Origin of the sequence: Streptomyces silvae (assembly GCF_016745505.1) — a bacterium.
GTDB classification, from domain to species: domain Bacteria; phylum Actinomycetota; class Actinomycetes; order Streptomycetales; family Streptomycetaceae; genus Streptomyces; species Streptomyces silvae.
In genome coordinates this window covers 1-25206 of sequence record NZ_JAERUC010000086.1, presented here as the reverse complement: position 1 = coordinate 25206, position 25206 = coordinate 1, and the positions used below count along the sequence as shown (strand labels likewise).

The window sequence follows — 25206 nt, the reverse complement described above, 5'->3', positions numbered from 1 at the left end:
CATGCGGTAAGCGCTTGCGCCATGCACCGAAAGACCCGCATCGACAGCACGGCACATCCAGCACATCCAGCACTTCCCAGAGATCGGAGACGCGTCATGGCCCAATCCGCAGCCGTGGCCACACCGCCCCCCAAGGGGAAGGCGTCCAGGCGCCGCTCGGCCACCCCCCGCCGACTGCCGTACCTGCTGATCGCGCCGGCCGGCCTGCTGATGCTGGGCTTCATCGCCTATCCGGTGGTCAGCGTCTTCTACTACAGCCTGCAGAACTACAACGTCACCAAGCCGTGGCGGAACGGCTTCGCCGGCTTCGACAACTTCACCCGGATCTTCACCGAGGACGAGCAGTTCTGGCCGACGCTCGGCTTCAGCGCCCAGTGGGTCTTCACCCAGGTGACCCTGCAGCTCGCGCTCGGCCTCGCGCTCGCCCTGATCGTCAACCAGACCTTCGTCGGACGCGGCATATCCCGCGCCATGGTCTTCTCGCCCTGGGCCGTCTCCGGGGTGCTGACCAGCACCATCTGGATCCTGCTCTACAACTCCTCGACCGGCTTCAGCCGCTACCTCGCGGACGCCGGGATCGGTGAGTACGGCACCTCGGTCCTCTCCGACACCGGAACCGTGTTCTGGGCGGCCACCGTCTCCGAACTCTGGCGTGGAGTGCCCTTCTTCGCCATCCTCATCCTCGCCGACCTGCAGTCCGTCTCCAAGGAGCTCTACGAGGCGGCATCGGTGGACGGGGCCGGCCGGCTGCGGCAGTTCTTCCACATCACGCTCCCGCACCTGCGCGACGCGATCATCCTGGCCACCCTGCTGCGCGGGGTCTGGGAGTTCAACAACGTCGACCTGCTCTACACCCTCACCGGCGGCGGACCGGCGGGCGAGACCACCACACTCCCGCTCTACGTCGCCAACACAGGCATCGAGGGCCACGACTTCGGATACGCCTCCGCGCTCACCACCGTCGCCTTCGTGATCCTCCTCTTCTGCTCGATCGTCTATCTGCGCCTGAGCAAGTTCGGAGGCGACAACAAGTGACCGCCGCACTCGTGGAGAAGAACGGGGCCCACACCCCGGGACCGTCCCGGGGGAACGACTCCCCGCCGCCCTCCTCACCCCGCCGCCCCAAGCGTGAGCGCGCCTTCGACGACGTACCGCGCTGGCAGATCTACGTGCCGCTCGGCATCTACCTGCTCTTCACGCTCATCCCGTTCTACTGGATGCTCCTCTTCGCCGTACGGCCCGCCGGCTCCACCTCGCTGGTGCCCTGGCCGATGACGGGGGACCACTTCTCCAAGGTCTGGAACGAGCGCAGCTTCGCCCTCTTCTTCCAGAACAGCATGATCGTCGGCGTCGCGACGCTGATCGCCACCACCCTGGTCGCGCTGGCCGGCGGCTACGCCCTGGCCCGGTTCGACTTCAAGATCAAGGGCGCCTTCATGCTGGCGCTGCTCTGCTCGCAGTTCATCCCGGGCGCCCTGATGCTCGTACCGCTCTTCGAGATCTTCAAGAACCTCCAGATGATCAACTCCCTGGGGAGCGTCGTCATCGCGGAGACCGTCTTCCAGCTCCCCCTGTCGATCATCCTGATCAGCGGGTTCATCAAGAACGTGCCGGTCTCCCTCGAAGAGGCCGCCTGGGTGGACGGCTGCTCGCGCTTCAAGGCCTTCTGCGCCGTCGTCCTGCCGCTGCTGCGCCCCGGACTGATCGCCGTCGGCTCCTTCGCCTTCGTCCACAGCTGGAACCACTTCCTGTTCGCCCTGATGTTCCTCAGCGAACAGGACAAGCAGACGATCCCGGTCGGCCTCAACACCCTGATCGGCGCCGACAGCGTCGACCTGGGGGCGCTGGCCGCGGGCGGTGTCATCGCCGCCGTGCCCGTGGTGATCGTCTTCGCCTTCATCCAGAAGTGGCTCATCACCGGCTTCAGCGCCGGCGCCGTGAAGGGATGACGACATGACCCGGACGAGTGCGACCACCCCCGTGCCCGTCGTCCTGGCCGGAGCCCGCGGCCACGGCCGCTGGCACCTCGCCAACATCCGCCGTCTCCAGCACCAGGGCCTGGTCAGACTGGCCGGGGTCTGCGAGCTGAACCCGCTGACCGACGCCGAACTCGGCCTGTTCGCCGGGGAGATGCCCGAGCAGTCCGCCGACTTCGGGGCCCTCCTGGACTCCACCGGCGCGCGTGCCGCCGTCATCTGCACCCCCATCCCGACCCACACCACCCTCGCCCTGACCGCAGCGGCCCGCGGCGTCCACCTCCTCCTGGAGAAGCCGCCCGCCGCGACCTACGAGGACTACGCCCGCATGGCCGACGGGGTACGGAAGGCCGGCGTCGCCTGCCAGATCGGCTTCCAGTCCCTCGGCTCGCACGCCGTGCCCGCCGTCCAGGACCTCGTACGCTCCGGAGCCGTCGGCACCGTCCGGGGTATCGGCGCCGCCGGCGCCTGGGTCCGCGACGACGCCTACTTCCGGCGGGCGCCGTGGGCCGGGCGCCGCAGGATGGGCGGCACCGATGTCGTCGACGGGGTGCTCACCAACCCGCTGGCCCACGCCGTCGCCACCGCGCTCGAACTCGCCGGCGGCGGAACGGCCGAGGACGTCGTGTCCATCGAGACCGAGCTGTTCCGGGCCCACGACATCGAGTCCGACGACACCAGCTGCGTCCGGATCACCACCACCGACGGGCTGCCGGTGACCGTCGCCGTCACCCTCTGCGCGGAGGAGGCCGGCGAACCGTACGTGATCGTCCACGGCGACCGGGGCCGCATCACCTTCTGGTACAAGCAGGACCGGGTCCTCGTCCAGCGCGCCGGACACGGCCCCGAGGAGACCGTCCACGGGCGGACCGACCTCCTGGAGAACCTCGTCGCCCACCTGGAGGACGGCACCCCGCTCCTCGTACCGCCGGAGCGCACCGGCGCCTTCATGCGGGTCCTCGAAGCGGTGCGCACCGCCCCCGAGCCCACCGCGCTGCCCGCCACCGCCTGGCACACCCGGCCCGCCGACCAGGGCGACGGCGAACGGCGCATCGTGCGCGGCATCGACGGAACCGTCGCCGCCGCGGCCGACACCCTCACCCTCTTCTCCGAACTCGGCGCCTCCTGGGCGCGACCCAGCGAGGTGAGCACCGCATGACCACCACCGCACTCCTCAGCTGCGCCGGACGCCCCGTCGGCCGCTACAGCTACCGGCCCGGGACCGACGGCCGCCCCTATCTGCACCCCGTCACCACCCTCGCCGGCACCCCCGTCACCGAGGAGCGCCCGGCCGACCACCTCCACCACCTGGGCGCCTCCGTCGCGGTGCCCGATGTGGCCGGACACAACTTCTGGGGCGGGCGCACCTTCGTCCGCGGTCAGGGCCCCACCGCGCTCGACAACCACGGCACCCAGCGCCACCTCGGCTGGAAGCTCCGCGACCCGGACGGGTTCGTGGAAGAGCTCAGCTGGGAGGCCGACGGCACCGAGCTGCTGCGCGAGCACCGCACGGTCGCCGTCAGCGAGATCTCCGGCACCGCCTGGGCGCTGGACTTCTCCTTCTCCCTCACCAACCGGGGCGGCAGGGACCTCTCCATCGGCAGCCCCGCCACCAACGGCCGCCCCGGCGCCGGATACGGCGGATTCTTCTGGCGCGCCCCCAAGGAGCCCGCCCCGCCCGCCGTGTTCAGCGGAACCCTCGACGGCGAGGAGGCGGTCCACGGGAAGGCCGCCGACTGGCTGGCCCTCGCCGGGGACGGCTGGACGCTCGTCTTCGCCGGCGCGACCGACGAGACCCGCCGCGACCCCTGGTTCGTACGGACCACCGAGTACCCCGGGGTCGGCTCCTCCCTCGCCGCGGACCGCCGGCTACCGGTCGCCGCCGGGGACACCGTCGTACGCCGGGTCGTCACCGTCGTCGCCGACGGACGCCTCGACCGGGACGCCGCCGCCGCCCACGTCCGCAAGGCGGTCACCGGATGACGATGCCCTGGACGGCCGACCTCGGGGACGGCACCTACCGCAACCCCGTCCTGAACGCCGACTGGTCCGACCCGGACGTGATCACCGTCGGCGAGGACCACTACCTCACCGCGTCCAGCTTCGGCCGGGTCCCCGGACTGCCCCTGCTGCACTCCCGCGACCTCGTCAACTGGTCGCTCATCGGCCACGCCCTCGACCGGCTGGAACCGGACGCCGACTTCGCGGTGCCGCGCCACGACTGCGGGGTGTGGGCGCCCTCGCTGCGCCATCACGCCGGACGCTTCTGGATCTTCTGGGGCGACCCCGACCACGGCATCCAGCAGATCAACGCCGAGGACATCCGCGGCCCCTGGAGCGCCCCGCACCTCGTCAAGGCGGGCAAGGGCCTGATCGATGCGTGCCCCTTGTGGGACGAGGAGACCGGCGAGGCGTACCTCGTGCACGCCTGGGCGAAGTCCCGCTCCGGCATCAAGAACCGGCTCACCGGCCACCGGATGAGCCCCGACGGACGCGAACTGCTCGACGAGGGAACCATCCTCGTCGACGCCGACACCCTCCCCGGCTGGTTCACCCTGGAGGGCCCCAAGCTCTACCGGCACGACGGCTGGTTCTGGATCTTCGCGCCGGCCGGGGGAGTGGAGACCGGCTGGCAGGGCGCCTTCCGCTCCCGGACGTTCGAGGGGCCGTACGAGGAGCGGGTCGTCCTCGCGCAGGGCACCACCGACATCAACGGCCCGCACCAGGGCGGCTGGGTCAGGACCGCCGCCGGCGAGGACTGGTTCCTGCACTTCCAGGCGCGCGGGGCGTACGGCCGTGTGGTGCACCTCCAGCCGATGCGCTGGGAGGACGGCTGGCCGGTCATCGGCGACGAGGGCGAACCCGTCCTCGTGCACCGCAGCCCCGCGGCCCCGGAACGGACCGTGGGGGCACCCGCCTCCGGCGACGACTTCCCCGGCGGCCGGTACGGCCGTCAGTGGCAGTGGACCGCCAACCCGCGCCCCGGCTGGACGGTCGGGCACGGGGGCGACGGGCTGCGCCTCAGCTGCGTACGGACCGCGTACGCCCACGACCTGCGGGCCCTGCCCAACGTCCTGGTGCAGCGGCTGCCCGCCGAGGAGTTCACCGTCGAGACCGGCATCACCCTGAACTCCACCGAACCCGGGGCCAAGGCCGGGCTCGCCGTGCTCGGGGACGCCTTCTCGTGGATCGGCCTGGAGGCCGGGCCCGACGGGACGGCCAGGCTCGTGCACCGGTACGCCGAGACCGTCGCCGAGCACGAGCGGGACGCCGCACACCCGCGCCCCGCACCCGGCGCCGGCGTACGCGTCCGTATCGAGGTCACCCGGGGCGCCCGCTGCCGCTTTTACGCCGACACCGGCGACGGATCCGGCTTCCAGCCGTCCGGCCAGGTCTTCGCGGCCACCCCGTGGCGCTGGGTGGGAGCGCTCCTCGGCCTCTTCGCCACCGCACCGGCCGGGACGGGGCCGTCCGGGACGGCCGGCTTCACCGCGTTCCGCACCACCGGACGGCCTCGCACCGTCTGACCCGCACCGCGCACACCACTGACCGCCCCCCACGCACGCGTACAGATTCCGAGAAATTCCCGAGAGAGAAGAGCTGACATGAACATCTCGAAGACGCTCCGCGGGCGTGCCGCGACCGCGGTCTCCCTCACCGCGGTCCTGGCCCTGGGGGCCACCGCCTGCGGCGACGACGGAAGCAGTTCGGGCACGGAAGGCAGCGGGAAGGGCGAGATCACCTTCTGGGACAACAACGGCGGTCCGCGCACCGCCATCTGGACCGAGATCATCAAGGACTTCGAGAAGAAGAACCCGGACATCAAGGTCAAGTACGTCCCGATCCCGATCGCCGACGTCCAGTCCAAGTACGACACGGCCATCGCGGGCGGCGGCCTCCCCGACGTGGGCGGTGTCGGCACCGCGTACCTGGCCAACATCGTGTCCCAGGAGGCCCTGGAGCCGATCAGCGACCGGCTGGAGAAGTCGTCCCTCAAGGGCAAGCTCGTCGACAACATGGTCGAGAGCGTCAGATCCGCGGCGGGCCGGGGTGACGACATGTACACCGTGCCGACCTCCGCCAACAACGGCGCCCTCTGGTACCGCACCGACCTGTTCGAGGCGGCGAAGCTGGAGGCGCCCACCACCTGGCCCAAGTTCTACGAGGCCGCCGACAAGCTCACCGACGCCAAGAACAACAAGTTCGGCTACACCATCCGCGGCGGCGCCGGCTCCATCGCGCAGGCCCTGGACGCGATCTACGGCCAGACCGGGATCACCGACTTCTGGGACGGCGAGAAGACCACCCTGAACGACCCGAAGAACGTCGCGGCCCTGGAGAAGTACGCAGCGCTCTTCAAGAAGACGACGCCCGCCGCCGACGTCAACAACGACTTCACCAAGATGGTCGCCCAGTGGGACACCGGCACCATCGGGATGCTCAGCCACAACCTCGGCTCCTACCAGGACCATCTGAAGGCGCTGGGCGAGGGCAAGTTCGCCGGGATACCCGCCCCCATCGGGGAGGGCGGCACACGCGTCCAGGTCTCCAACCCCGTCGACGGCCTCGGCCTCTTCCGGTCCAGCAAGAACAAGAACGCGGCCTGGAAGTTCATCGAGTTCGCGGCCTCGCACGAGTCGAACAGCAAGTGGAACAAGTCCGCGGGTGCCATCCCGGCCAACACCGAGGCGGCCAAGGACCCCTGGATCAACGAGACCGAGCCGACCGCGCTCGCCGCGAAGGCCCTCACCGACGGCTCCACCAAGATCGTCGACCTGCCGTACTACCTGCCCGACTGGAACAACATCAGCAAGGCCGACAACGAGCCCGAGTTCCAGAAGCTGCTCCTCGGCAAGATCACGGCCAAGGCCTTCCTCGACACGATGGCCGACGAGCTGAACGCCGCCCAGAAGGAGTGGAAGGAGCTGGGCAACGGCTGACCGGCCGTCCCGTCACGGCCGGCACCCCGATGACCGGGGGACCGGCGGCGGTCCGGGTCGCACCCCGCCGCCGGTCCCTCTTCTCCACGCACCACCTCACGCGTGTCCTTCGAGAGAGGCAGTCATCCTGTGTCACTCACCCGCAGACGGACGGCAGCCGCGCTCCTCGCGCTGCCCCTCGCCCTCAGCGCCACCCCCGCGCTCGCGCACGGCGGCGGCGGAGGCAGGCCCCGGCCCCGGACCCTCCACATCGCCGGCGACTCCACCGCCGCCCAGAAGTACGCCGACGCCGCGCCCGAGACCGGCTGGGGCATGGCCCTCCCCTTCTTCCTCGGCCGTGCGCTCGCCGTCGCCAACCACGCGGTGAACGGCCGGAGTTCCAAGAGCTTCATCGACGAGGGCCGGCTCACCGCCCTCCTGGACGGCGTCCGCCCCGGCGACCTCGTCCTGATCCAGTTCGGGCACAACGACGAGAAGACCGAGGACCCGGCCCGGGGCACCGACCCGTACACCACCTACCAGGAGTATCTGCGCCAGTACGTCAAGGGCGCCCGAGCCCGTCGCGCCGAGCCCGTGCTGATCACCCCGGTCGAGCGCCGGCGCTTCGCCGAGGACGGCACCGCCAGGCCCACCCACGGGGAGTACCCCGCGGCCATGCGCGCCCTGGCGTCCGAGGAGGGCGTGACCCTGCTCGACGCCCAGGCGCTCTCCCTCACCCGCTGGCAGGAACTCGGCCCCGACGGCACCAAGCCGTGTTTCAACTGGCTGGAGCCGGGCGAGTCGCCCAACTACCCGGACGGAGTCCAGGACAACACCCACTTCCGGCCCGACGGCGCCGTCGAGGTGGCCCGCATGACCGCCCGCGCCCTGCTGGACGGGCGCGTACTCGCACCGCGAGACCTGCGCCGCCTCGGCGAGCCCGTGCCGGGGGCGTGGATCACCTGGCCGCAGGCCTGATCCCCGCTCCGCACACTCCGCTCCACCCCATTTCCCCGTACGACAGTTAAGGATTCGCCATGCCCGCACGCATGAGACACGTCCGCGCCATCGCCGTGGTGATGGGCTGCGCCTCGCTCGCCCTCGCCGTGAGCCTCCCCGCCCAGGCCTCCACCCCGCACGGCAAGGGGGCCGAGCGCACCGTGCTCGCCCCGGGCGACGGCTGGGCCGCCGCCGAGGGCTCCACCACGGGAGGCGCGAAGGCCACCCCCGACCACGTCTACACGGTCACCAACCGGGCCGAGCTCATCGCCGCCTTCGAGGACGCCGGTGACGCGCCGAAGATCGTCAGGATCGCCGGAACCGTCCACGGCAACTCCGACGCGGCCGGCACCCCGATCGGCTGCGAGGCCTACCAGCAGGACGGCTACACCCTGGAGAAGTACCTCGCGGCCTACGACCCCGAGGTCTGGGGCAGGGACGAGGTCCCCTCCGGCCCGCTGGAGGACGCCCGCGTCGCGTCCGCGAAGCGTCAGGCCGCGGCGGTCAACGTGAACGTTCCGTCCAACACCACGCTCATCGGGGCCGGCAAGGACGCCACCGTCGTCGGCGCCAGCCTCCAGGTGAAGAACGTCTCGAACGTCATCATCCGCAACCTCACCTTCGAGGACACCTACGACTGCTTCCCCCAGTGGGACCCGACCGACGGGGACACCGGCCACTGGAACTCCGAGTACGACAACCTCGTCGTGTACGGCTCCCGCCATGTCTGGGTCGACCACAACACCTTCAGCGACGGTGACCGCCCCGACGCCGACCAGCCCCGCTACTTCGACGAGCTGTTCCAGCAGCACGACGGGCTCTTCGACATCGTCCGCGGCGCCGACCTGGTCACCGTCTCCTGGAACGTCCTCAAGGACCACGACAAGACGATGCTCATCGGCAACAGCGACGGCGCCGGTGCCGACGACCGGGGCAAGCTCCGTGTGACCCTGCACCACAACCTCTTCAAGGACGTCAACGAGCGCGCGCCCCGCGTCCGCTTCGGCCAGGTCGACTCGTACAACAACCACTTCGTCGCCACCGCGGGCGCCGCCTACGGCTACACGTACGGCATCGGGGCCGAGTCACACCTCGTCGCCGAGCACAACGCGTTCACCGTCCCCAAGGGCTTCGACAAGGCGACCATCCTCAAGAAGTGGTCCGAGTCCTCCCTCACGGCCGGCGACAACTACGTCAACGGCCGGAAGACCGACCTGATCGCCGTGCACAACGCGGGCGTGCCCGCCGAGCAGCTCACCGAAGGCGCCGGCTGGACCCCGACGCTGCGCACCAGGACCGACCACCCGCTGGTCGTCCCGCTGCTCGTCGGCCTGGGCGCCGGCGCGGGACGGCCCACGCTCCGCTGACCCGCCCGGCACCCCCGAGAACAGGCCGGAGCGGCACCGCACGCTCTCCAGCACCCCGGAGAGCGCCGCTCCGGCCCCCACCCCCGTGAAGGAGTACCGCCATGCCCAGCAGACGCAGTGCCCTGACCCTGTTCGCGGGTGCGGGCACCGCCCTCGCCCTCGGCGCACCCGCCGCCCTGGCCCGGCCCGCGCACCGGCACCCCTTCGGGCGGTACGGTTCGCCGTCCCGGCGGCTCGACGCGCGGACGCTGTACGTCGACCCGCACGGCCGGGGCGACCACGCCGACGTGCAGTCCGCCGTCGACGCCGCGTCCGGCACCGGCCACACCCTGGTGCTCGCCCCCGGCACCTACCGCTCCACGGTCCTCGTCGACGCCGCACGGGCGGAGCTCACCCTCGTCGGCGCGAGCGGCGACCCCCGTGACACCGTCCTCGTGTACGACAACGCCGCCGGCACGCCCAGGCCCGACGGGTCCGGCACCTACGGCACGAGCGGATCGGCGACCGTCACCGTCCAGGCCGCCGGCTTCACCGCGCGCCACGTGACCTTCGCCAACGACTGGCTGCGCTCCGACAACCCCGAGTACACCGGGACGCAGGCCGTCGCGATCAAGGTGCAGGGCGACCGCTCGGCCTTTTACGGCTGCCACTTCCTCGGCCACCAGGACACCCTGTACGCCGACTCCCTCGCCCTCACGGCGTTCGCCCGGCAGTACTACCGCGACTGCTACGTGGAGGGTGACGTCGACTTCGTCTTCGGCCGCGCCACCGCCGTCTACGACCGCTGCCACTTCCGCACCCTGACCCGCACCGACCTGGCCTCGGCGCCGTACGGATTCGTCTTCGCGCCCAGCACCGCCGGGGCCAACCCGCGCGGCTACCTGGTCCTGCGCTCCCGGATCACCAGCACCGCCCCCGACGCGTACTACAAGCTGGCCCGCCCCTGGGTGCCGTCCTCCGACCTCACCGCGCACCCCATGCTGACGGTCCGCGAGAGCCATCTCGGCGCGGGCATCGACGCGGTCACGCCGTACGACACGATGTCCTCGGGCTTCCCCTGGCAGGACCAGCGCTTCGCCGAGTACCGCAACACCGGGCCCGGCGCGCGCGTCACCGTCCCCGCGAACCGCCCGCAGCTGACCGCCTCCCAGGCCCGCGCGCACACCGCGGCCGGATACCTGGGCGACTGGCGTCCGTACGCCTGACCGGCAGGTACGCACCTGACCGGTCCTTTCCGCCCCGGGTCCGACACGGCCCCGCTGCAACCGGGCCGCCGCTCCATGGCGTTCTATGTAGGGGGCACGCTTACTTGTCCCGCAGCCCCCGCAGCCCCCACAGAACGACAACTGCACGACAAAGCACCGCAGATACGGAGCGTTTCTCCTTGACTGCCACATTCCTGACCAAGCGTAAGGCGGCCGCCGCCCTCGCCGGCGGCACGCTGCTCGCACTCTCCCCACTGGTCGCCCAGGCCGCAGCGGTACCCACCCAGCCAGAACCGAGCATCGCCGCCCTGGGCGCCGTGCTCGTGGACGGCGACAGCGGCGAGACCCTCTACGGCAAGGAGGCGGACACCGCCCGCCCCATCGCCAGCACCGCGAAGATCATGGCCGCCTCCGTGGTCCTCGACACCACCGGTGTCGACCTGGACCGCCAGGTACCCGTCCAGCAGGAGTACCGCGACTACGTCACCGAGCACGGCTCCAGCACCGCGGACCTCCAGACCGGTGACAAGCTCACCGTCCGTCAGCTGCTCTACGCGTCCCTGCTCCCCTCCGGGGCCGACGCGGCGTTCGCACTCGCCGACACGTTCGGCACCGGCGCCACCAGCGCCGAGCGGACCGCCTCCTTCATCGCGAAGATGAACGCGGAGGCCGACGAACTCGGGCTCGTCAACACCGAGTTCGACTCCTTCGACGGCGCGGGGTCCGACGTCAGCACCCCGGGCGAGCTGGCGAGGCTGGCCCGGCACGCCATGGAGAACGACACCTTCCGTACGGTCGTCAAGGCCAAGGAGTACAAGGGCGACGCGCCCGCCGCCAACGGCCGCGTCCGCACGTACACCTGGACCAACACGAACCAGCTGCTCGGGTCGTACGAGGGGGTCACCGGCATCAAGACCGGTACGACCACCCCGGCGGGCGACTGCCTGGTGTTCTCCGCCACCCGGGGCGACAGGACCCTCATCGGCACCGTCCTGAACAGCACGGACCGGTACGGCGACGCGGCGAAGATCCTGGACCACGGGTTCGGTTCGAACACCGCCGGGACCATGGAACTCCGTACGCTGCCCAAGGGGGCACAGCGCGACTGATCCGGTCGCCACAGGCATGACGCGGGGGCGCGGACACCACGGTGGCCGCGCCCCCGACGCGTGTGCGCTCCGGCCCGGGAGACCGTGCGCCTGCCCGGTCACGTCCGGTGCCGGGGGCGGTCCGCCGCCTTCTTCGCGACCTTCTTCACCGCGGACGGCTTCTTCGCGGTGGCCTTCTCGGCCGTCATCTTCCCGGCCGTCGTCCTCCGGGCTGCCGTCTTCCGGGTCCTCGGTTTCTCCGTGGGCGTGGCCGTGGTCCCGGCCGCCGGCTTGCGGCTCCGGCTCGCCTTCTTCGCGGGGGCCGCGTCCTCCGGAGCACGGCGCCGGCGGCGGGCGGCCGGGCGGCGGGGCTTCTCGTCGGGCTCGTCCTCCGGCTCTTCCTGCTCCTCTTCCTGCGCTGCTTCGTCCTGCGCCTCTTCGTCGGGCGCTTCTTCGTCCTGCTCCTCTTCCTGCTCGCCGGCGAGCTCTCCCCTGATGGTCTGGCCCGTCCCGCCGACCTCGTCGACCGCGCCGGCGGCGCTGCCGCCCACGTCCTCGACGGCGGCGCCCGCTCCGTCGCCGACGTCTCTCACCGCCTGGCCCGCGCCCTCACCGACGGACTCGGCCGCGGTCCCCGCTCCCCGCCCGACCTCGCTCACCGCCGCGCCGGCGCCCCGGCCCAGCTCTCCCGCCGCCCGGCCGGCGCCGGCCCCGACCTCCTCGGCCGCCGCGCCCACGCCGCGGGTCAGCTGTTCGAGGATCTGGGGGTTACGGTCCACCGTGGCCAGCAGCCGGTTGACGATGGCGGCGATGTGGTGGAGCCGCACCTTGAGCTGTGCCTCGACATCCACACCCTCGATATCCAGCTGGACCCGCCCGAGACGTACGTCCGCCCCGACGTTCAGCTTGAGCAGGTCCAGCACCTCGGCCTGCAGCGAGACGTGGGCCTCCAGGTCGTCGACCTCCAGGTCCAGCTTGTCCACATGGAGGGCCGGAACGTCCAGGAAGACATCTGACGGCCCCTCGTCGGGACCGCCCTCGCCCTCCTGGACATCGATCTCGGTGTCCGGGTCCCGGCCCTCGCGGCCGGTGCTGTCGGAGCTGGCCATGACGCGCGCACATCCTCGGTAGGTTCCCCGAGCAGGATCCTCACGTCCCAGTGTCGACCGGCCGTATCCATGGCGCAATCGCCGGTGCCGCGCCGCTGCGGACAGCGCTGTCCGCCCCCACCGGCCCGGTGCGACGGGCGGGGGCGGGCAGCTCAGGAGAGCGGCGGTCTAGTCGTAGCTGAGGTCCGACGCGGCGTAGCGGCAGTACGTGCCGTCCGGGCCGCTGCCGGTCTCCTTCGGCTCGGCGCCCGTGTTGTTGCCGGTGTAACGGACGCACGGCTTGATCTTCTTGCTGCTGTCGCCGTGGATCCGCACCGAACGCAGTGCGGCGGTGTCCCCGTAGTTGGTGTTGATGCCCACCAGGGACTTGCCGGGCGCCGTGACGTCGACGTCGTTCACGGTGATCTCGCGCTTGTACTGCTTGGAGCAGTTGCCGCACGAGCGGACGAGCTTGCCGAAGTCGGAGACCTGGAACTTCGTGACGACCAGCTTGCCCGCGCCGTTGAACTGGAAGACCTTGTCGGAGGCCTTCCTGGCGCCACCGCCGTACACCGTGTAGACGGAGCTGGTCGAGGTGCCCTTGAAGGAGGCGGCGTCCTCGCCGACGTCCTCCCACCAGACGTTCTGGATCGTGCAGCTGCCGGAGCAGTGGACGCCGTCGGCGGCGGGCGAGCCCAGGATGACGTTCTTGAGCGTGGCTCCGTCGGCCAGCTTGAAGATCGGGTCCTGACCCTCGTCCTGACCGTCCCCGCCGAGGTCACCGCTCCCGTAGAAGCGCTTCAGCGAGCCGTCGTACGTCCCCGAGACCTCGATGGTCTTCGAGACGGCCTGGGTGCCGGTGGCGCTGGGCCAGGCCGGCACCGCCGCCGTCGCCGCGCCCGCGGGCTGCAGCATCATGTTGGTGGCCAGCGCGGCGCCGGTGAGGCCGAGGGCCGCGGTCAGCGCGGCGGCCATACGGCGCTTGCCGGGCCTGCGCCGGTGGGTGTGCGCTCGTTCACTCATCTTCGTCGGTCCCGTTTCCTAGGGGGTGGGGGAGTGTGTCGCGCTCATGGGTCGCCGCCGCCCGGGAAAGGGTTGCCGTGGTACCGGATCTGTTTTTCCTCAGTGCGTGTCCGTGAAGCCGCCGCCCACCGAGACCGCCCCGTCCGCCGCCGCACGCCCGCGCGCCGTGTAGTCGTCCCGCCCGGTGTCGCGGGTGCCCTCCGCGTGGTTGTACTGCCCCGCGAAGCTGTGCGTCCCGACGGGCACGCTCCGTCCCGGCTTCAGGGTCCAGCGGTAGACCAGGAAGCCGTCCTCCTCACGGGCCGAGACCACGAAGTCCTCCTCCGGCAGTGAGCGCCAGGAACCGGTGGTGTTCACCCCGCCGTTCAGGGCGATCCGCAGCTCGACGGTGAGCGTGGACAGCGGCTGTGTCGTCTTGACCGTCACCTCGCTCTGCGCCCAGTAGCTGTTGCTGTTCGGGTCGAGCGAACCGTCCGACCACAGCGGGCCGTTTCCCGCGGGCAGCGCCGCGCCCCGGGCCGGGGACGTCGCGGGGGCGGGCGACGCGGGCCCGGCGGCCACCTGCCCCCCGTCCGCCGGTCCCTCCCGGCCCGCCGAGGTGACCGCGAAGGCCCCGGCCGTCAGCACCCCGCAGACCGCTGCCGTCGCGCCGGCCACCCGCAGCCAGGGCATCGGTGTGCGAGGGGCACGCGCGGGACGGGCCGGCGGTTCCTGCGCCATGCCGCGCTCGATCCGGGCCAGCATCCTTGCCCGGTCGGGGCGGTGCGAAGCGGCGGCGGTGCGCAGCCGCTCCCGCAGGTCCTCGTCCATCACTGCCTTCCTCCGGTGCGCTGCCCGGCGGCCGCCACCTGTACCTGTGCCGCCGGGGTCCCGTGCCCGAGCAGCCGCTGGAGTTCCGCCACACCGCGCGAGGTCTGGCTCTTCACCGTACCCACCGAGACCCCGAGGACCAGAGCGGTGTCACGTTCGGACAGGTCGAAGGCGTGCCGCAGCACCACGCAGGCGCGCTTGCGGAACGGCAGCCGGCGCAGGGCCCCTTGGACGTCCACCACCGCCGACACGTCGGGCCCGTCCGCCGCGTAGCCGTCCCCGGCCCCGCGGGGCGCCCAGAACAGCGCGATCCTCCGGCGCTCACGCACGGCACTGCGGATGCGCGTACGGGCGAGGTTGGCGACGACCCCTCGCGCGTACGCCACCGGGTGGTCGGCCCCCCGCACCCGGTCCCAGCGGTGCCAGAGCGCCATCAGGGCGTCCGCCGCCAGGTCGTCCGCCGCGTCGGCCTCACCCGTCAGCAGATGGGCGAGGCGGGCGAGTTCGGCGTAATGCGCCTCGAAGAACGCATGGAACTCGGCGGCAGCAGCATCGTCCACGACCGTGCCCACGGGTACCTCTTCTCTGCACTGGGTTCCTGCCCGCTCGAACGAGCTGTGTACGTTCCCACATCCGTTTCGCGGGGCGAGAGCGTACCAACGCGCACCCCGGAAGCGCTTCGACGCGTGTGCGCCTCCCAGTAAGGCGTAACACGGCGAAAACGTGAAGACCCTGCGCCGGACGAACGATCCGGGGAGCCTGGGCCCGGCCGCCCCGACGGCCCGCCCGGATCCCTGCCGGGCAAGACGTAACACGGGGAAAACCAGAAATCGCCGTGGCCGGTGAACAATCCGGCTGACCGACGCGTGATCCGTACACAAGGAGGAGTGCCATGCCGGACAGACCTGATCCCACCGCGCCCGTAGGCAGGACCGAGGACGCCGTGGTGCCCGCGCCCACCGTGTCCCCGGAGGCCCTGTCCCCGAAGGCCGTGGCCCCGGCGCCCGGCCGGCTCGGCGCGGTCGACCGCTACTTCTCCATCAGCGCCCGCGGCTCCGACTTCGGGCGTGAGATACGCGGTGGGTTCGCCACCTTCTTCACGATGGCCTACATCCTGGTGCTCAACCCGATCATCCTCGGCTCGGCCGAGGACAAGTTCGGCAACCACCTCTCCGGGCCCCAACTCGTCACCGCCACCGCCCTGGTGGCCGCCGTGATGACCATCGTGATGGGGCTCGGCGGTAATCTGCCGCTCGCCCTGGCCGCGGGTCTCGGCCTCAACGCCGTCGCCGCCTTCCAGCTGGCGCCGCTGATGAGCTGGCCCGACGCGATGGGCCTCATCGTCATCGAGGGCCTGCTGATCTGCGTCCTGGTGGTCACCGGGCTCCGCGAGGCGATCATGCACGCGATCCCCGCCTCCCTCAAGCAGGCCATCAGCGTGGGCATCGGGCTCTTCATCGCGTTCATCGGCTTCGTGGACGCCGGCTTCGTCTCCCGCATCCCCGGCGAGACCGGCTCCGTGCCCGTCCAGCTCGGTGCCACCGGGCACCTCTCCGGCTGGCCGGTCCTGGTCTTCTGCCTCGGCGTGCTGCTCACCGTCGCGCTGCTCGCCCGGAAGGCGAAGGGCGCCATCCTCATCAGCATCGTCGTGACGACCGTGGTCGCGGTGGTCATCAACGAGATCGCCGACATCGCCCCCGCCGCCTGGGGCCTGACCGTCCCCGCCGTCCCCGACGACCTGGTGGCCGCACCGGACTTCGGGCTGCTCGGCTCCTTCAGCCTCTTCGGGGCGTTCCAGCAGGTCGGTGTGGTCACCATCGTGCTGCTGGTCTTCACCCTGCTGCTGAGCGACTTCTTCGACACCATGGGCACCGTCGTCGGCGTCACCCACGAGGCCGGACTCCTCGACGAGGACGGCAAGGTGCCGCACCTGGGCCGCGTCCTGCTCATCGACGGTGCGGCGGCCGTCGCGGGCGGCGCGGCCTCCGCGTCCTCCGCCACGTCCTACGTCGAGTCCACGGCGGGCGTCGGCGAAGGCGCCCGTACGGGCTTCGCCTCACTCGTCACCGGCGGTCTCTTCGCCGTGGCGCTGTTCCTCACCCCGCTCGCCACGATCGTCCCCGCGCAGGCGGCGGCGCCCGCCCTGGTCGCCGTCGGCTTCCTGCTGATGGCCCAGGTGCGGAACATCGACTGGGAGAAGTACGAGATCGCCATCCCGGCCTTCCTCACGATCGCCGTGATGCCGTTCACGTACTCGATCACCAACGGCATCGGCGCCGGCTTCGTCGCCTACGTCGTGATCAGGGTCGTCCTCGGCAAGGCCAGGGAGATCCACTGGCTGCTGTGGGGCACCGCGGCGCTGTTCGCGGTGTACTTCGCCATCGACCCGATCGAGCAGCTGCTCGGCGTGAAGTAGCCGGCCCGCCCTGCTGCCACCGCCCTGCTGCCACCGCCCCGCACCTCCGGCGCGGCGGTGGCAGCGGAAGGGCTCACCCCCTCAGGGCGGCTCACCCCCTCGGGGCGGCTCATCCCTTCAGGGCGGCCTTCATCATCCTCTGCGCGATCGGCGCCGCCAGACCGTTGCCGCTGACCTCGGAGCGGGCCGCCCCGGAGTCCTCGACGACCACCGCGACCGCGACCTGCTTGCCGGTGGAGGAGTCCTTCGCGTACGAGGTGAACCAGGCGTACGGGGTGTTGCTGTTGTCCACGCCGTTCTGCGCGGTGCCCGTCTTGCCGCCCACCTCGGCCCCGTCGATCTTGGCGTTGCTGCCGGTGCCCTTCTCCACGACGGTGACCATCGCGCTGCGCAGCTGCTCGGCCGTCGAGGCCTTCACGACCCGCTCGGTGTCACCGTCCGGATACTCCTGGAGCGTGGAACCGTCGGCGTCCGTCACCTTCGCGACCATGTGCGGCGAGGCCAGCTCACCGCCGTTGGAGAGGGCGGCCGAGACCATCGCCATCTGCATCGGGGTTGCCGTCACCTCGAACTGGCCGATGCCGGTCAGCGCCGTCTGGGCCTTGTCCATGCCGGTCGGGTAGACGCTCTGCGACGCCCGCACAGGCACGTCCAGCTCCTCGGTGTCGAAGCCGAAGGCGTCCGCCATCGCCTTCAGCTTGTCCTGGCCGAGATCGGCCGCGACCTTCGCGAAGACGTTGTTGCAGGAGTACTGGAGGGCGGTGCGCAGCGTGGCGTTCTCGCAGGGCGCCGAGGGGTTCTCGTTGGACAGGACGGTGCTCGTGTTCGGCAGGGTGTACGGGTCGGGGCTGTCCGTGGGCTCGTCGACCGAGCCGTACAGGCCGTTCTCCAGCGCCGCCGACGCCACCACCAGCTTGAACGTCGAACCGGGCGGCAGCGGCTGCCGCAGGGCCCGGTTGACCAGCGGCTTGGTCTTGTCGTCGAGCAGCTTCTGCCAGGCGTCGCCGTCCGCCGTCCCGCTGATGTCCGAGGGATCGTACGAGGGGGAGGAGACCATCCCCAGGATCCGCCCGGTCGCCGGGTCCATGGCCACCGCCGCGCCCCGGTCGTCACCCAGCGCCTCGTAGGCCGCCTTCTGCACGCCCGGGTCGATGGTCGTCAGCACGTCGCCGGGGGCCGTCTGCTTGCCGGTGATCAGATCGCCGGGGCTCTTGAGCCGGTCGTCGGTGCCGTCGAGGACATCGCTGTAGATGCCCTCCAGCTGGGTGGCTCCGTAAGCCTGCGAGCTGTAGCCGGTGACCGCCGCGTACAGGTCGCCCTGGGTGTAGGTGCGTTTGTAGCGGAGGTCGTCGCCGTCCGTCTCCTTCGAACCGGTGACCGGGGATCCGGCCACGATGATGTCGCCGAGCGGCTGCGCGTACTGCGCGATCGTGTTCCGCCGGTTGTGTTCGTCGTCTGCGAGCGCCCGGGCCTCGTACGCCTGCACCCACGTCGCCCGCACCAGCAGGGCGAGCACCATGAGCAGACAGAAGACCGAAGCGCGCCTGATCGTCTTGTTCATCCCGCTGGAGGGACGAACGGGAGCGCCGGAGTCGTTCCCGTTCGTGTTCCTTCTCACCGGTTTCTCACGCGCAGTGCCGGCACGTTCCCCCCCGGCCGGCACGTTGCCACGCGCCGGGCCGGCTCACCCGGGAGTGATGAACCCCGACTCGTACGCCGCGATCACCGCCTGCGTACGGTCCCGGGCGCCGGTCTTGGCGAGCACCGCCGCCACATGCGTCTTCGCCGTGGCGGGCCCCACCGCCAGCCGTCCGGCGATCTCCGCGTTGGTCAGGCCCGCCGCCATCAGCCGCAGCACGTCCGCCTCCCGCCCGGTCAGCCGGCCCACCCAGGCGGGCGCCGGGGCGGCCCGCCTGCCGTACTCGGCGGCCAGACCGCGCACCGCGGCGGGGAACAGCAGTGAGTCGCTGCGGGCGACCAGCCGCACCGCCTGGACCAGCACCTCGGCCGCCGCACGCTTCAGCACGCGGAGAGGCTCAGCCAGCCGCCCCAGCAGGCCGTCGCCGCCGAGCCGCCCCAGGCCAGGGCCAGCGGCACCCGCAGCGGCATCGCGGAACGACGGCGGAAGGCGAGGAGCAGCGCCCCGGCGACCGCGACGGCGACGAACAGGGCGTAGACCGCCTCCAGCGCGTAGAAGTCACCGGTGCGCTCCGCGATCCGGGTGGTGTTCAGCCCGGAGGCCGAGCCCGTGGCCCGGAGCGGGTGCGGGGTGCCCGGCACCAGGGCGGTCAGTGAGGCGGCGACCGCGGTGACCCGCAGGGCGGGCGCGGTGGGGCTGTACGGGAGATGGCGCAGCGCGCCCCGCCAGAGGTGGCCCCAGCGGTCCCCGGCGTACAGCGCGAAGAGGGCGCCCAGGGCCAGCCCCTGGACGATGAAGCCGGAGTTGACGACGCCGAAACGAGCAGTCAGGCAGGCACCCGGCGGCCCCACGGCCGGGTGAGCAGGAAGGCGATGACCACGACCGCGCTGTCCATGAGGACGGACAGGCCGTTCGCCGCGATCGTCGTGGCCCGGTGGTCGAGCAGCGAGCTGTTCTCCGGCACCCCGATGTGACTGCCCGCGATCCAGGCGGTCTTCAGGGCGATGTAGGGCAGGCAGGCGACGATCGCCAGGGTGCGGAGCGCGGAGCGGACCCGGGTGGTGCCCGGGGCGGCGGACGCGGGGGCGGCGGGTGCGTGCGGTGTCCGTGTCATGGCACCCACGCTCCCGCGCGGGCCGTGCCGCCACGTCCTGCCCGACGACGATCCGCCTCCGCCGCACGGCGGAGAGAGCCTCGGTCTCCCGGGCTACCGCCGGCCGGTGTTCAGAGCCTGCGGGTCGCGAGGGTGAGGCGGTCGCGGGCGTCGAACAGGGCGTCCTTGACCATCTGTTCGTGCGCCGGCGTGAGCCGGGCGACGGGGACCGAGCAGCTGATCGCGTCACGCGCCGGGGTGCGGTACGGGATCGCCACGCCGAAGCAGCGCAGCCCCAGGGTGTTCTCCTCGCGGTCCACCGCGTACCCCTGCTCGCGGATGAGGTGCAGCTCCTCGATCAGCTTCTCGCGGTCGGTGAGGGTGTGCTCCGTCAGCGCCGGCAGCGTCTCGGGCAGCATCTTGCGGACCTGCTCGTCGCTGTGGGTCGCCAGCAGCGCCTTGCCCAGCGAGGTGGAGTGCGCGGGCAGCCGGCGGCCGACCCGGGTGAAGGGGCGCAGGTAGTGCTGGGACTGGCGGGTGGCGAGGTACACCACGTTCGTCCCGTCGAGCCGGGCCAGGTGGATGGTCTCCGTGGTGTCGTCGGAGAGCCGGTCCAGGGTCGGGCGGGCGGCCGCGACGACCTCGTCGCCGTCGATGTACGAGGTGCCGACGAGCAGGGCGCGTACGCCGATCCCGTACCGCGTGCCCGTGGCGTCGGTCTCCACCCAGCCGAGCTCCACCAGCGTGCGCAGCAGCATGTAGAGGCTGGACTTCGGGTAGCCGACGGCCTCCTGCACGGCGGCCAGCGAGTGCATGCCGGGGCGCCCCGCGAAGTATTCGAGGAGTTCCACCGTCCGTACCGCGGACTTGACCTGTGCCCCACCGGACTCGCCTACCGACATGCCTGATGCCCCTTCCAGCCTTCTTGCACGACCCTGCGACTTCTTGCCAACACTGAGCGCCCGGAAATAGAGTTCCTGTGTATTCACGATCAGGAACGCTGTTCAGAATACCGAACAACTTCTCCTGTGTGGCAGTGGACCGGAAGGAAACACGGTGGCAGCAGCACCAGTCTGGAGCGTCGACCCCCGAACGGGGAACCCGCGTGAGCAGGTTGCGGTGGAGGCTACAGCGGAGGAGGTCGACGCCGCGGTCCGGGCGGCGCACGCCGCCCGTGGAGCGCTGGCCGACCGCACCGTGCGCGCCGCGTTCCTCCGCACCGCGGCCGACCTCCTCGCCGAGGCACAGGAACACGTCATCGAGGCGGCCGACGCGGAGACCGCGCTCGGCCCCGCCCGGCTGACCGGCGAACTCGCCCGCACGGCCGCCCAGTTGCGGGCCTTCGCGGAGGTCGTCGACGAGGGCGCCTTCCTCGACATCCACATCGACCACGAGGACGGCAGCCGCACCCCGCCCTGGCCGGACCTGCGCCGCTACAAGATCCCGCTGGGCGTCGTCGCCGTCTACGCGGCCAGCAACTTTCCGCTCGCCTTCTCCGTCCCCGGCGGCGACACCGCGAGCGCCCTCGCCGCGGGCTGCCCCGTCGTCGTCAAGGCGCACCCGGACCACCCCGCGACCTCGGAGCTCTGCGCCTCGCTCCTGCGCAGGGCCGCCGCACAGCACGGTCTGCCCGAGGACGTCCTGACCGTGGTCCACGGCTTCGAGGCGGGCGTCGAGCTGGTCAAGCACCCGCTCGTCTCCGCCGCCGGCTTCACCGGCTCGATCCGCGGCGGCCGGGCCCTGTTCGACGCGGCGGCCGCCCGGCCCGCGCCGATCCCCTTCCACGGTGAGCTCGGTTCGCTCAACCCCGTCGTCGTCACCGAGGCCGCCGCCGCCGAGCGCGCCGAGCAGATCGGCGCCGGACTCGGCGGCTCGATGACCATGGGCGCGGGACAGTTCTGCACCAAGCCCGGCTTCGTCCTCGCCCCGGCCGGCGAGGCGGGCGACCAGCTGCTGAAGTCGCTGACCGAGACGGTGAGCGGCACGGGCTCCGGGGTCATGCTCGACCACCGGATGCGCGACGCCTTCGTCCAGGGGGTGGCCGAGCGGGCCGCGCTCCCGGACGTCGAGGCCCCGGTCACCCCGGGCGCCGGCGGCGAACACACCGTCTCCGCGGGCTTCCTCACCGTGCCGGCGCACCGCCTGGCCCAGGAAGGACCGCACGACGCGCTCCTGGAGGAGTGCTTCGGCCCCGTCACCGTCGTCGCGCGCTACGACTCCGCGGACGAGATCACCGCTGTGCTCTCCCGCCTGCCGGGGAACCTCACCGCCACCCTCCAGATCGCCACGGAGGAGGCCGACGGCAGCGCCGCGGAGCTGCTGGCCCGGCTCACCCCGGTCGCCGGACGCGTCCTGGTCAACGGCTGGCCGACCGGTGTCGCCGTCGCCCCCGCCCAGCACCACGGCGGCCCCTACCCCGCCACCACCTCGACCTCCACCTCGGTCGGCGCCACCGCGATCGAGCGCTGGCTGCGCCCGGTCAGCTACCAGTCGACGCCCGAGGCGCTGCTGCCGCCGGAGCTCCGCGAGGACAACCCGCAGAACCTGCCGCGCCGGGTCGACGGGCGGCGCGCATGACGGCCGTACAGATCCCCGAGCTCCCCTTCGTCCTGGAGCCGGTGGGTCCCGAGGGCGGATGGACGTACGAGGAAGGCGTCCTGACCGGATCGGCGGCGGCGAAGCAGGACCGCTTCGTCCCGCCCGGCGGCGACACCCTGGAACCCGCGTCCGACGCGCCGCGGCTGCTGGGCCCCGCCCCGGAGGGCGACTTCCAGCTGATCGCCCGGGTGAGCGTCGGTTTCGCCGCCGCCTTCGACGCGGGGGTCCTCTACCTCCACGTGGGGGAGCGGGAGTGGGCGAAGCTCTGCCTGGAGCTTTCGCCCGAACGCCCCACGATCTGCACCGTGGTCACCCGGGGCCACTCCGACGACGTGAACTCCGCCGTGGTGGAGGGGAACAGCAGCTGGCTGCGGCTCAGCCGCATCGGCAGCTCCTTCGCCTTCCACGCCTCGCCGGACGGGGAGCGGTGGACCTTCGTCCGGCTGTTCACCCTCGGCACGGAGGAGGAGCGGGCCGCCGCCCGTATCGGCTTCCTCGCCCAGTCGCCCACCGGTGACGGCTGCACGGTCACGTTCGACCGGATCGCCTTCCGGCCCACCGGGCCCGGCGATCTGCGCGACGGCAGCTGACGACCCCGTACACCCGCGAAGGGCCCGGATCCGAGAGGATTCCGGGCCCTTCGTCCGTGGAGCCCCGGTCTGCCACGTGCCGCCTGGTGTTCACCTGTACGTCACCTCTGATCCTCCTGCAATCAACCCGCGTTTCTCACGGCTTCCTCATGCGGCCTTGATTGCGTGTCCGTGCCGGCCCGGTCCGGCACGTAGACGCAAGGAGGCGCATGGTGTCGCGACCCGACATGGCCGCACCCCGTGGGTCCCGGGACGGCGACGCCCCGGCCCCCGAGGGTGACCAGCCGCTGCACGTGGCGAGCAGACTGCACGCGTTCAACCGGTTCGAGCTGAAGTACCTCGTCCCCGTCGAGCAGGCCGTCGAGATCCGGGAGGAGCTCGGCGAGCGGATGGACCGGGACCTGAACAGCCCGGTGGGCGGTTACGGGGTCTGGAGCCTGTACTACGACAGCCCCGAGCTGCGGTTCTACTGGGAGAAGATCGAGGGCCTCAAGTTCCGGCGCAAGCTGCGGATCCGGCACTACGGCGATCTCGACGGTGTCACCGACGGATCCCCGGTGTGCGTGGAGATCAAGCAGCGGGTGAACCGGGTGACGCAGAAGCGGCGCATCACCCTTCCGTACGCCACCGCCAGAAGGCTCTGCGACGCACGGGAGATGGTGGAGCACTCGCCCAAGGAGAGCCCCTTCATCCAGGAGGTGCTCGACCTCGTCATCCGGCTGAACCTCCGGCCGACGGCGATCACCGGATACCAGCGCGAGGCCCTGGTCGGCCGTGCCTCCGACACGGGGCTGCGGGTCACCTTCGACCGGCGGATCCGGGGCCGTGACCGCGACTTCCACTTCGGGACCGCCACTCCGGAGAACCGGTTCACCATCCCGCCGCACATGACGGTGATGGAGATCAAGGTCAACGAGCGCACCCCGCACTGGATCACGGACCTGGCCGCGCGCCGGAACCTGAATCTGGTGCGGGTCAGCAAGTACGTGCAGTCCATCGAAGCGTTCGGCCTGGCCCCCAGGTCGGTCTTCCACCTCGACGAGGCGGACTGTCCGCCTCCCACCCCCCACACCCGACTGCCGCTGGGGCAGCCGGCGGCGCCGTACGCGCCGGTGAAAGCAGGAGCACAGTGAACTTCGATCTGCAGGAACTCAGCGGGACGTTCAGCGTCGCCGACGTGGTCGCCGCCATGGCGCTGTCGTTCATCCTGAGCACGGTGATCGGTTACACCTACCGGTACACGCACCGCAACGTCTCGTACAGCCAGTCCTACGTCCAGACGCTGGTCATCGTCGGCATGATCGTCGCCCTGATCATGCTGGTGGTCGGCTCGAACCTGGCACGGGCGTTCTCCCTGGTCGGCGCGTTGTCCGTCGTCCGGTTCAGGAACGCGGTGAAGGAGACGAGGGACGTCGGCTTCATCTTCCTGGCGATGGCCATCGGCATGGCCTGCGGCGCCCGCTTCTACACGCTGGCCGCCGTCGGCGCCGTCGTGATCTGCGTCGTGATCCTCGTGATGTTCAAGTTCAACTGGTTCGCCCTGAACGTCCAGCGCCAGGTCGTCAAGGTCCAGGTCCCCGCGGGCGAGGACTACACGCCCGCCATCCGTGACGTCCTGATCAAATACACCAGCGAGTTCGAGCTGGTCAGCACGGAGACGATCCGCGGGGGAGCCCTCAACGAGGTGTTCTACACCGTGCGGATGAAGAAGGGCACCGAACCCGGCGACCTCGTCACGGCCCTCCAGGAACGCACCTCCGGGCAGCGGGTGACGGTGCTGACCGGTTACGACACGACCGACCTGTGATGAGCGGCGGTACGACGCCGGTCCGCCGGCGGCGGCTGAAGGACCGCCTCCCGGTGCGGCTGCGGCACCACTGGAAACCGGCCGGGGCGCTGTGCCTGGGACTCGCCGTGCTGGTGTACGCCTTCGGGGACGCCCGTATCTCCCCGTACGTCACCTCCGCGTCCCGTGTCGAGGCCGACACGATCACCGAGGACGTCAAGGGCACGGTCGGCCTGTACGACACCACGGTCGAGCACGCGATCCAGCTGCAGTACAAGCAGACCGACTTCGACAAGATGATCAAGGAGTTCGAGGGCGACGGCACCAAGGACTCCATCAAGGCGGACCTCACCATCGACGGGGTCTTCCTCCAGGACGTGGGGATCCGCCTGAAGGGGAACTCCACCCTGATGTCCCTGCGCGGCAACAAGGGCGGTGCCGGTGGCGGCCGGATGCCCGGCGGAGCCGGGCAGGGCGCCCCGCAGCAGCAACAGGGCGGCGGGGGCCAGGACCGCGGCCAGGCCGCGAACGGCGGCGGTCCTGGCGCCGGGGCCACGGGCGGGGACGCCGCCGGGGGCACGGGTGCCACAGGTAATGCCGCCGGTGGGA

The 25206-nt window shown here is 71.3% G+C and carries 21 protein-coding genes and 3 pseudogenes; 16 read left to right on the top strand and 8 right to left on the bottom strand.

The genetic code is table 11. The features are described 5' to 3' along the window. Window positions 1-96: 96 nt before the first annotated feature. The 10 genes from JKV81_RS12460 to JKV81_RS12415 all read left to right on the top strand — a co-directional run bounded on the left by JKV81_RS12460 (window position 97) and on the right by JKV81_RS12415 (window position 11575). Window positions 97-1035: a carbohydrate ABC transporter permease gene (locus tag JKV81_RS12460; RefSeq protein ID WP_124277070.1), complete on the top strand. Its 939-nt coding sequence runs from the start codon at window positions 97-99 to the stop codon at window positions 1033-1035. Next, entirely contained in the window at window positions 1032-1949 is a 918-nt protein-coding gene (locus JKV81_RS12455; protein WP_129261955.1) for a carbohydrate ABC transporter permease, read from the top strand. Before JKV81_RS12460 ends, JKV81_RS12455 begins: the two co-directional genes overlap by 4 nt. 4 nt (window positions 1950-1953) lie before the next feature. Further along, complete coding sequence (locus JKV81_RS12450; RefSeq protein ID WP_202075871.1) at window positions 1954-3135, top strand: Gfo/Idh/MocA family protein; 1182 nt, start codon at window positions 1954-1956, stop codon at window positions 3133-3135. After that, entirely contained in the window at window positions 3132-3959 is an 828-nt protein-coding gene (locus JKV81_RS12445) for a DUF6807 domain-containing protein (RefSeq protein WP_202075868.1), read from the top strand. The genes JKV81_RS12450 and JKV81_RS12445 overlap by 4 nt, the downstream gene beginning before the upstream one ends. After that, on the top strand, window positions 3956-5503 hold the full coding sequence (locus JKV81_RS12440) for a glycoside hydrolase family 43 protein (RefSeq protein WP_202075865.1): 1548 nt from the start codon (window positions 3956-3958) through the stop codon (window positions 5501-5503). The genes JKV81_RS12445 and JKV81_RS12440 overlap by 4 nt, the downstream gene beginning before the upstream one ends. Window positions 5504-5581: 78 nt before the next feature. Further along, window positions 5582-6916 carry an ABC transporter substrate-binding protein gene (locus tag JKV81_RS12435; RefSeq protein ID WP_202075863.1) on the top strand — a complete coding sequence of 445 codons (1335 nt, stop codon included), beginning with the start codon at window positions 5582-5584 and terminating at the stop codon, window positions 6914-6916. A gap of 129 nt (window positions 6917-7045) precedes the next feature. Next, window positions 7046-7873 carry a rhamnogalacturonan acetylesterase gene (locus tag JKV81_RS12430; RefSeq protein ID WP_124277075.1) on the top strand — a complete coding sequence of 276 codons (828 nt, stop codon included), beginning with the start codon at window positions 7046-7048 and terminating at the stop codon, window positions 7871-7873. Between the two features lie 59 nt (window positions 7874-7932). Beyond that, on the top strand, window positions 7933-9261 hold the full coding sequence (locus tag JKV81_RS12425; RefSeq protein WP_202075861.1) for a pectate lyase family protein: 1329 nt from the start codon (window positions 7933-7935) through the stop codon (window positions 9259-9261). A gap of 101 nt (window positions 9262-9362) precedes the next feature. After that, window positions 9363-10466: a pectinesterase family protein gene (locus JKV81_RS12420; RefSeq protein WP_202075859.1), complete on the top strand. Its 1104-nt coding sequence runs from the start codon at window positions 9363-9365 to the stop codon at window positions 10464-10466. A 179-nt stretch (window positions 10467-10645) separates the two neighbouring features. Beyond that, window positions 10646-11575: a D-alanyl-D-alanine carboxypeptidase family protein gene (locus JKV81_RS12415; RefSeq protein ID WP_202075857.1), complete on the top strand. Its 930-nt coding sequence runs from the start codon at window positions 10646-10648 to the stop codon at window positions 11573-11575. Window positions 11576-11673: 98 nt separating this feature from the next. Here the strand turns inward: JKV81_RS12415 and JKV81_RS12410 are convergent, their stop codons facing one another. The 4 genes from JKV81_RS12410 to JKV81_RS12395 form a co-directional block, all read right to left on the bottom strand. Continuing rightward, on the bottom strand, window positions 11674-12663 hold the full coding sequence (locus JKV81_RS12410) for a hypothetical protein (RefSeq protein ID WP_202075856.1): 990 nt from the start codon (window positions 12661-12663) through the stop codon (window positions 11674-11676). A gap of 168 nt (window positions 12664-12831) precedes the next feature. Then, window positions 12832-13665, bottom strand: coding sequence for a pectate lyase (locus tag JKV81_RS12405; protein ID WP_124277081.1), 834 nt, complete (start codon window positions 13663-13665; stop codon window positions 12832-12834). A gap of 99 nt (window positions 13666-13764) precedes the next feature. Further along, window positions 13765-14475: a hypothetical protein gene (locus tag JKV81_RS12400; protein WP_202075853.1), complete on the bottom strand. Its 711-nt coding sequence runs from the start codon at window positions 14473-14475 to the stop codon at window positions 13765-13767. Continuing rightward, window positions 14475-15047 (bottom strand): SigE family RNA polymerase sigma factor, encoded by a 573-nt coding sequence (locus JKV81_RS12395; protein WP_129261938.1) that lies wholly within the window; start codon window positions 15045-15047, stop codon window positions 14475-14477. Before JKV81_RS12395 ends, JKV81_RS12400 begins: the two co-directional genes overlap by 1 nt. Window positions 15048-15367: 320 nt before the next feature. Between JKV81_RS12395 and JKV81_RS12390 the strand changes: the two genes are divergently transcribed. Beyond that, window positions 15368-16891: an NCS2 family permease gene (locus tag JKV81_RS12390; RefSeq protein WP_129261936.1), complete on the top strand. Its 1524-nt coding sequence runs from the start codon at window positions 15368-15370 to the stop codon at window positions 16889-16891. 109 nt (window positions 16892-17000) lie between these two features. Here JKV81_RS12390 and JKV81_RS12385 read toward each other — a convergent pair whose 3' ends face one another. The 4 genes and pseudogenes from JKV81_RS12385 to JKV81_RS12370 all read right to left on the bottom strand — a co-directional run bounded on the left by JKV81_RS12385 (window position 17001) and on the right by JKV81_RS12370 (window position 20525). After that, window positions 17001-18452: a peptidoglycan D,D-transpeptidase FtsI family protein gene (locus tag JKV81_RS12385; RefSeq protein WP_202075851.1), complete on the bottom strand. Its 1452-nt coding sequence runs from the start codon at window positions 18450-18452 to the stop codon at window positions 17001-17003. Between the two features lie 123 nt (window positions 18453-18575). Continuing rightward, a pseudogene (locus JKV81_RS12380) lies at window positions 18576-18917 on the bottom strand (response regulator transcription factor); the annotation flags it as partial. After that, window positions 18917-19644, bottom strand: a pseudogene (locus tag JKV81_RS36905) (hypothetical protein); the annotation flags it as partial. The pseudogenes JKV81_RS36905 and JKV81_RS12380, both read right to left, overlap by 1 nt. 110 nt (window positions 19645-19754) lie before the next feature. After that, window positions 19755-20525 carry an IclR family transcriptional regulator gene (locus JKV81_RS12370; RefSeq protein WP_033305764.1) on the bottom strand — a complete coding sequence of 257 codons (771 nt, stop codon included), beginning with the start codon at window positions 20523-20525 and terminating at the stop codon, window positions 19755-19757. A gap of 154 nt (window positions 20526-20679) precedes the next feature. Here JKV81_RS12370 and JKV81_RS12365 point away from each other — a divergent pair, with 154 nt between their 5' ends. The 5 genes and pseudogenes from JKV81_RS12365 to JKV81_RS12345 form a co-directional block, all read left to right on the top strand. After that, on the top strand, window positions 20680-22200 hold the full coding sequence (locus JKV81_RS12365) for an aldehyde dehydrogenase (NADP(+)) (RefSeq protein ID WP_202075850.1): 1521 nt from the start codon (window positions 20680-20682) through the stop codon (window positions 22198-22200). After that, a complete protein-coding gene (locus JKV81_RS12360) occupies window positions 22197-22811 on the top strand; it encodes a DUF1349 domain-containing protein (protein ID WP_202075849.1) in 615 nt (204 codons plus the stop codon). Before JKV81_RS12365 ends, JKV81_RS12360 begins: the two co-directional genes overlap by 4 nt. A 227-nt stretch (window positions 22812-23038) precedes the next feature. After that, complete coding sequence (locus JKV81_RS12355) at window positions 23039-23944, top strand: polyphosphate polymerase domain-containing protein (RefSeq protein WP_129266899.1); 906 nt, start codon at window positions 23039-23041, stop codon at window positions 23942-23944. Then, a complete protein-coding gene (locus JKV81_RS12350; RefSeq protein ID WP_099176060.1) occupies window positions 23941-24618 on the top strand; it encodes a DUF4956 domain-containing protein in 678 nt (225 codons plus the stop codon). The genes JKV81_RS12355 and JKV81_RS12350 overlap by 4 nt, the downstream gene beginning before the upstream one ends. Further along, window positions 24618-25206: pseudogene (locus JKV81_RS12345) on the top strand (CotH kinase family protein); the annotation flags it as partial. The gene JKV81_RS12350 and the pseudogene JKV81_RS12345, both read left to right, overlap by 1 nt.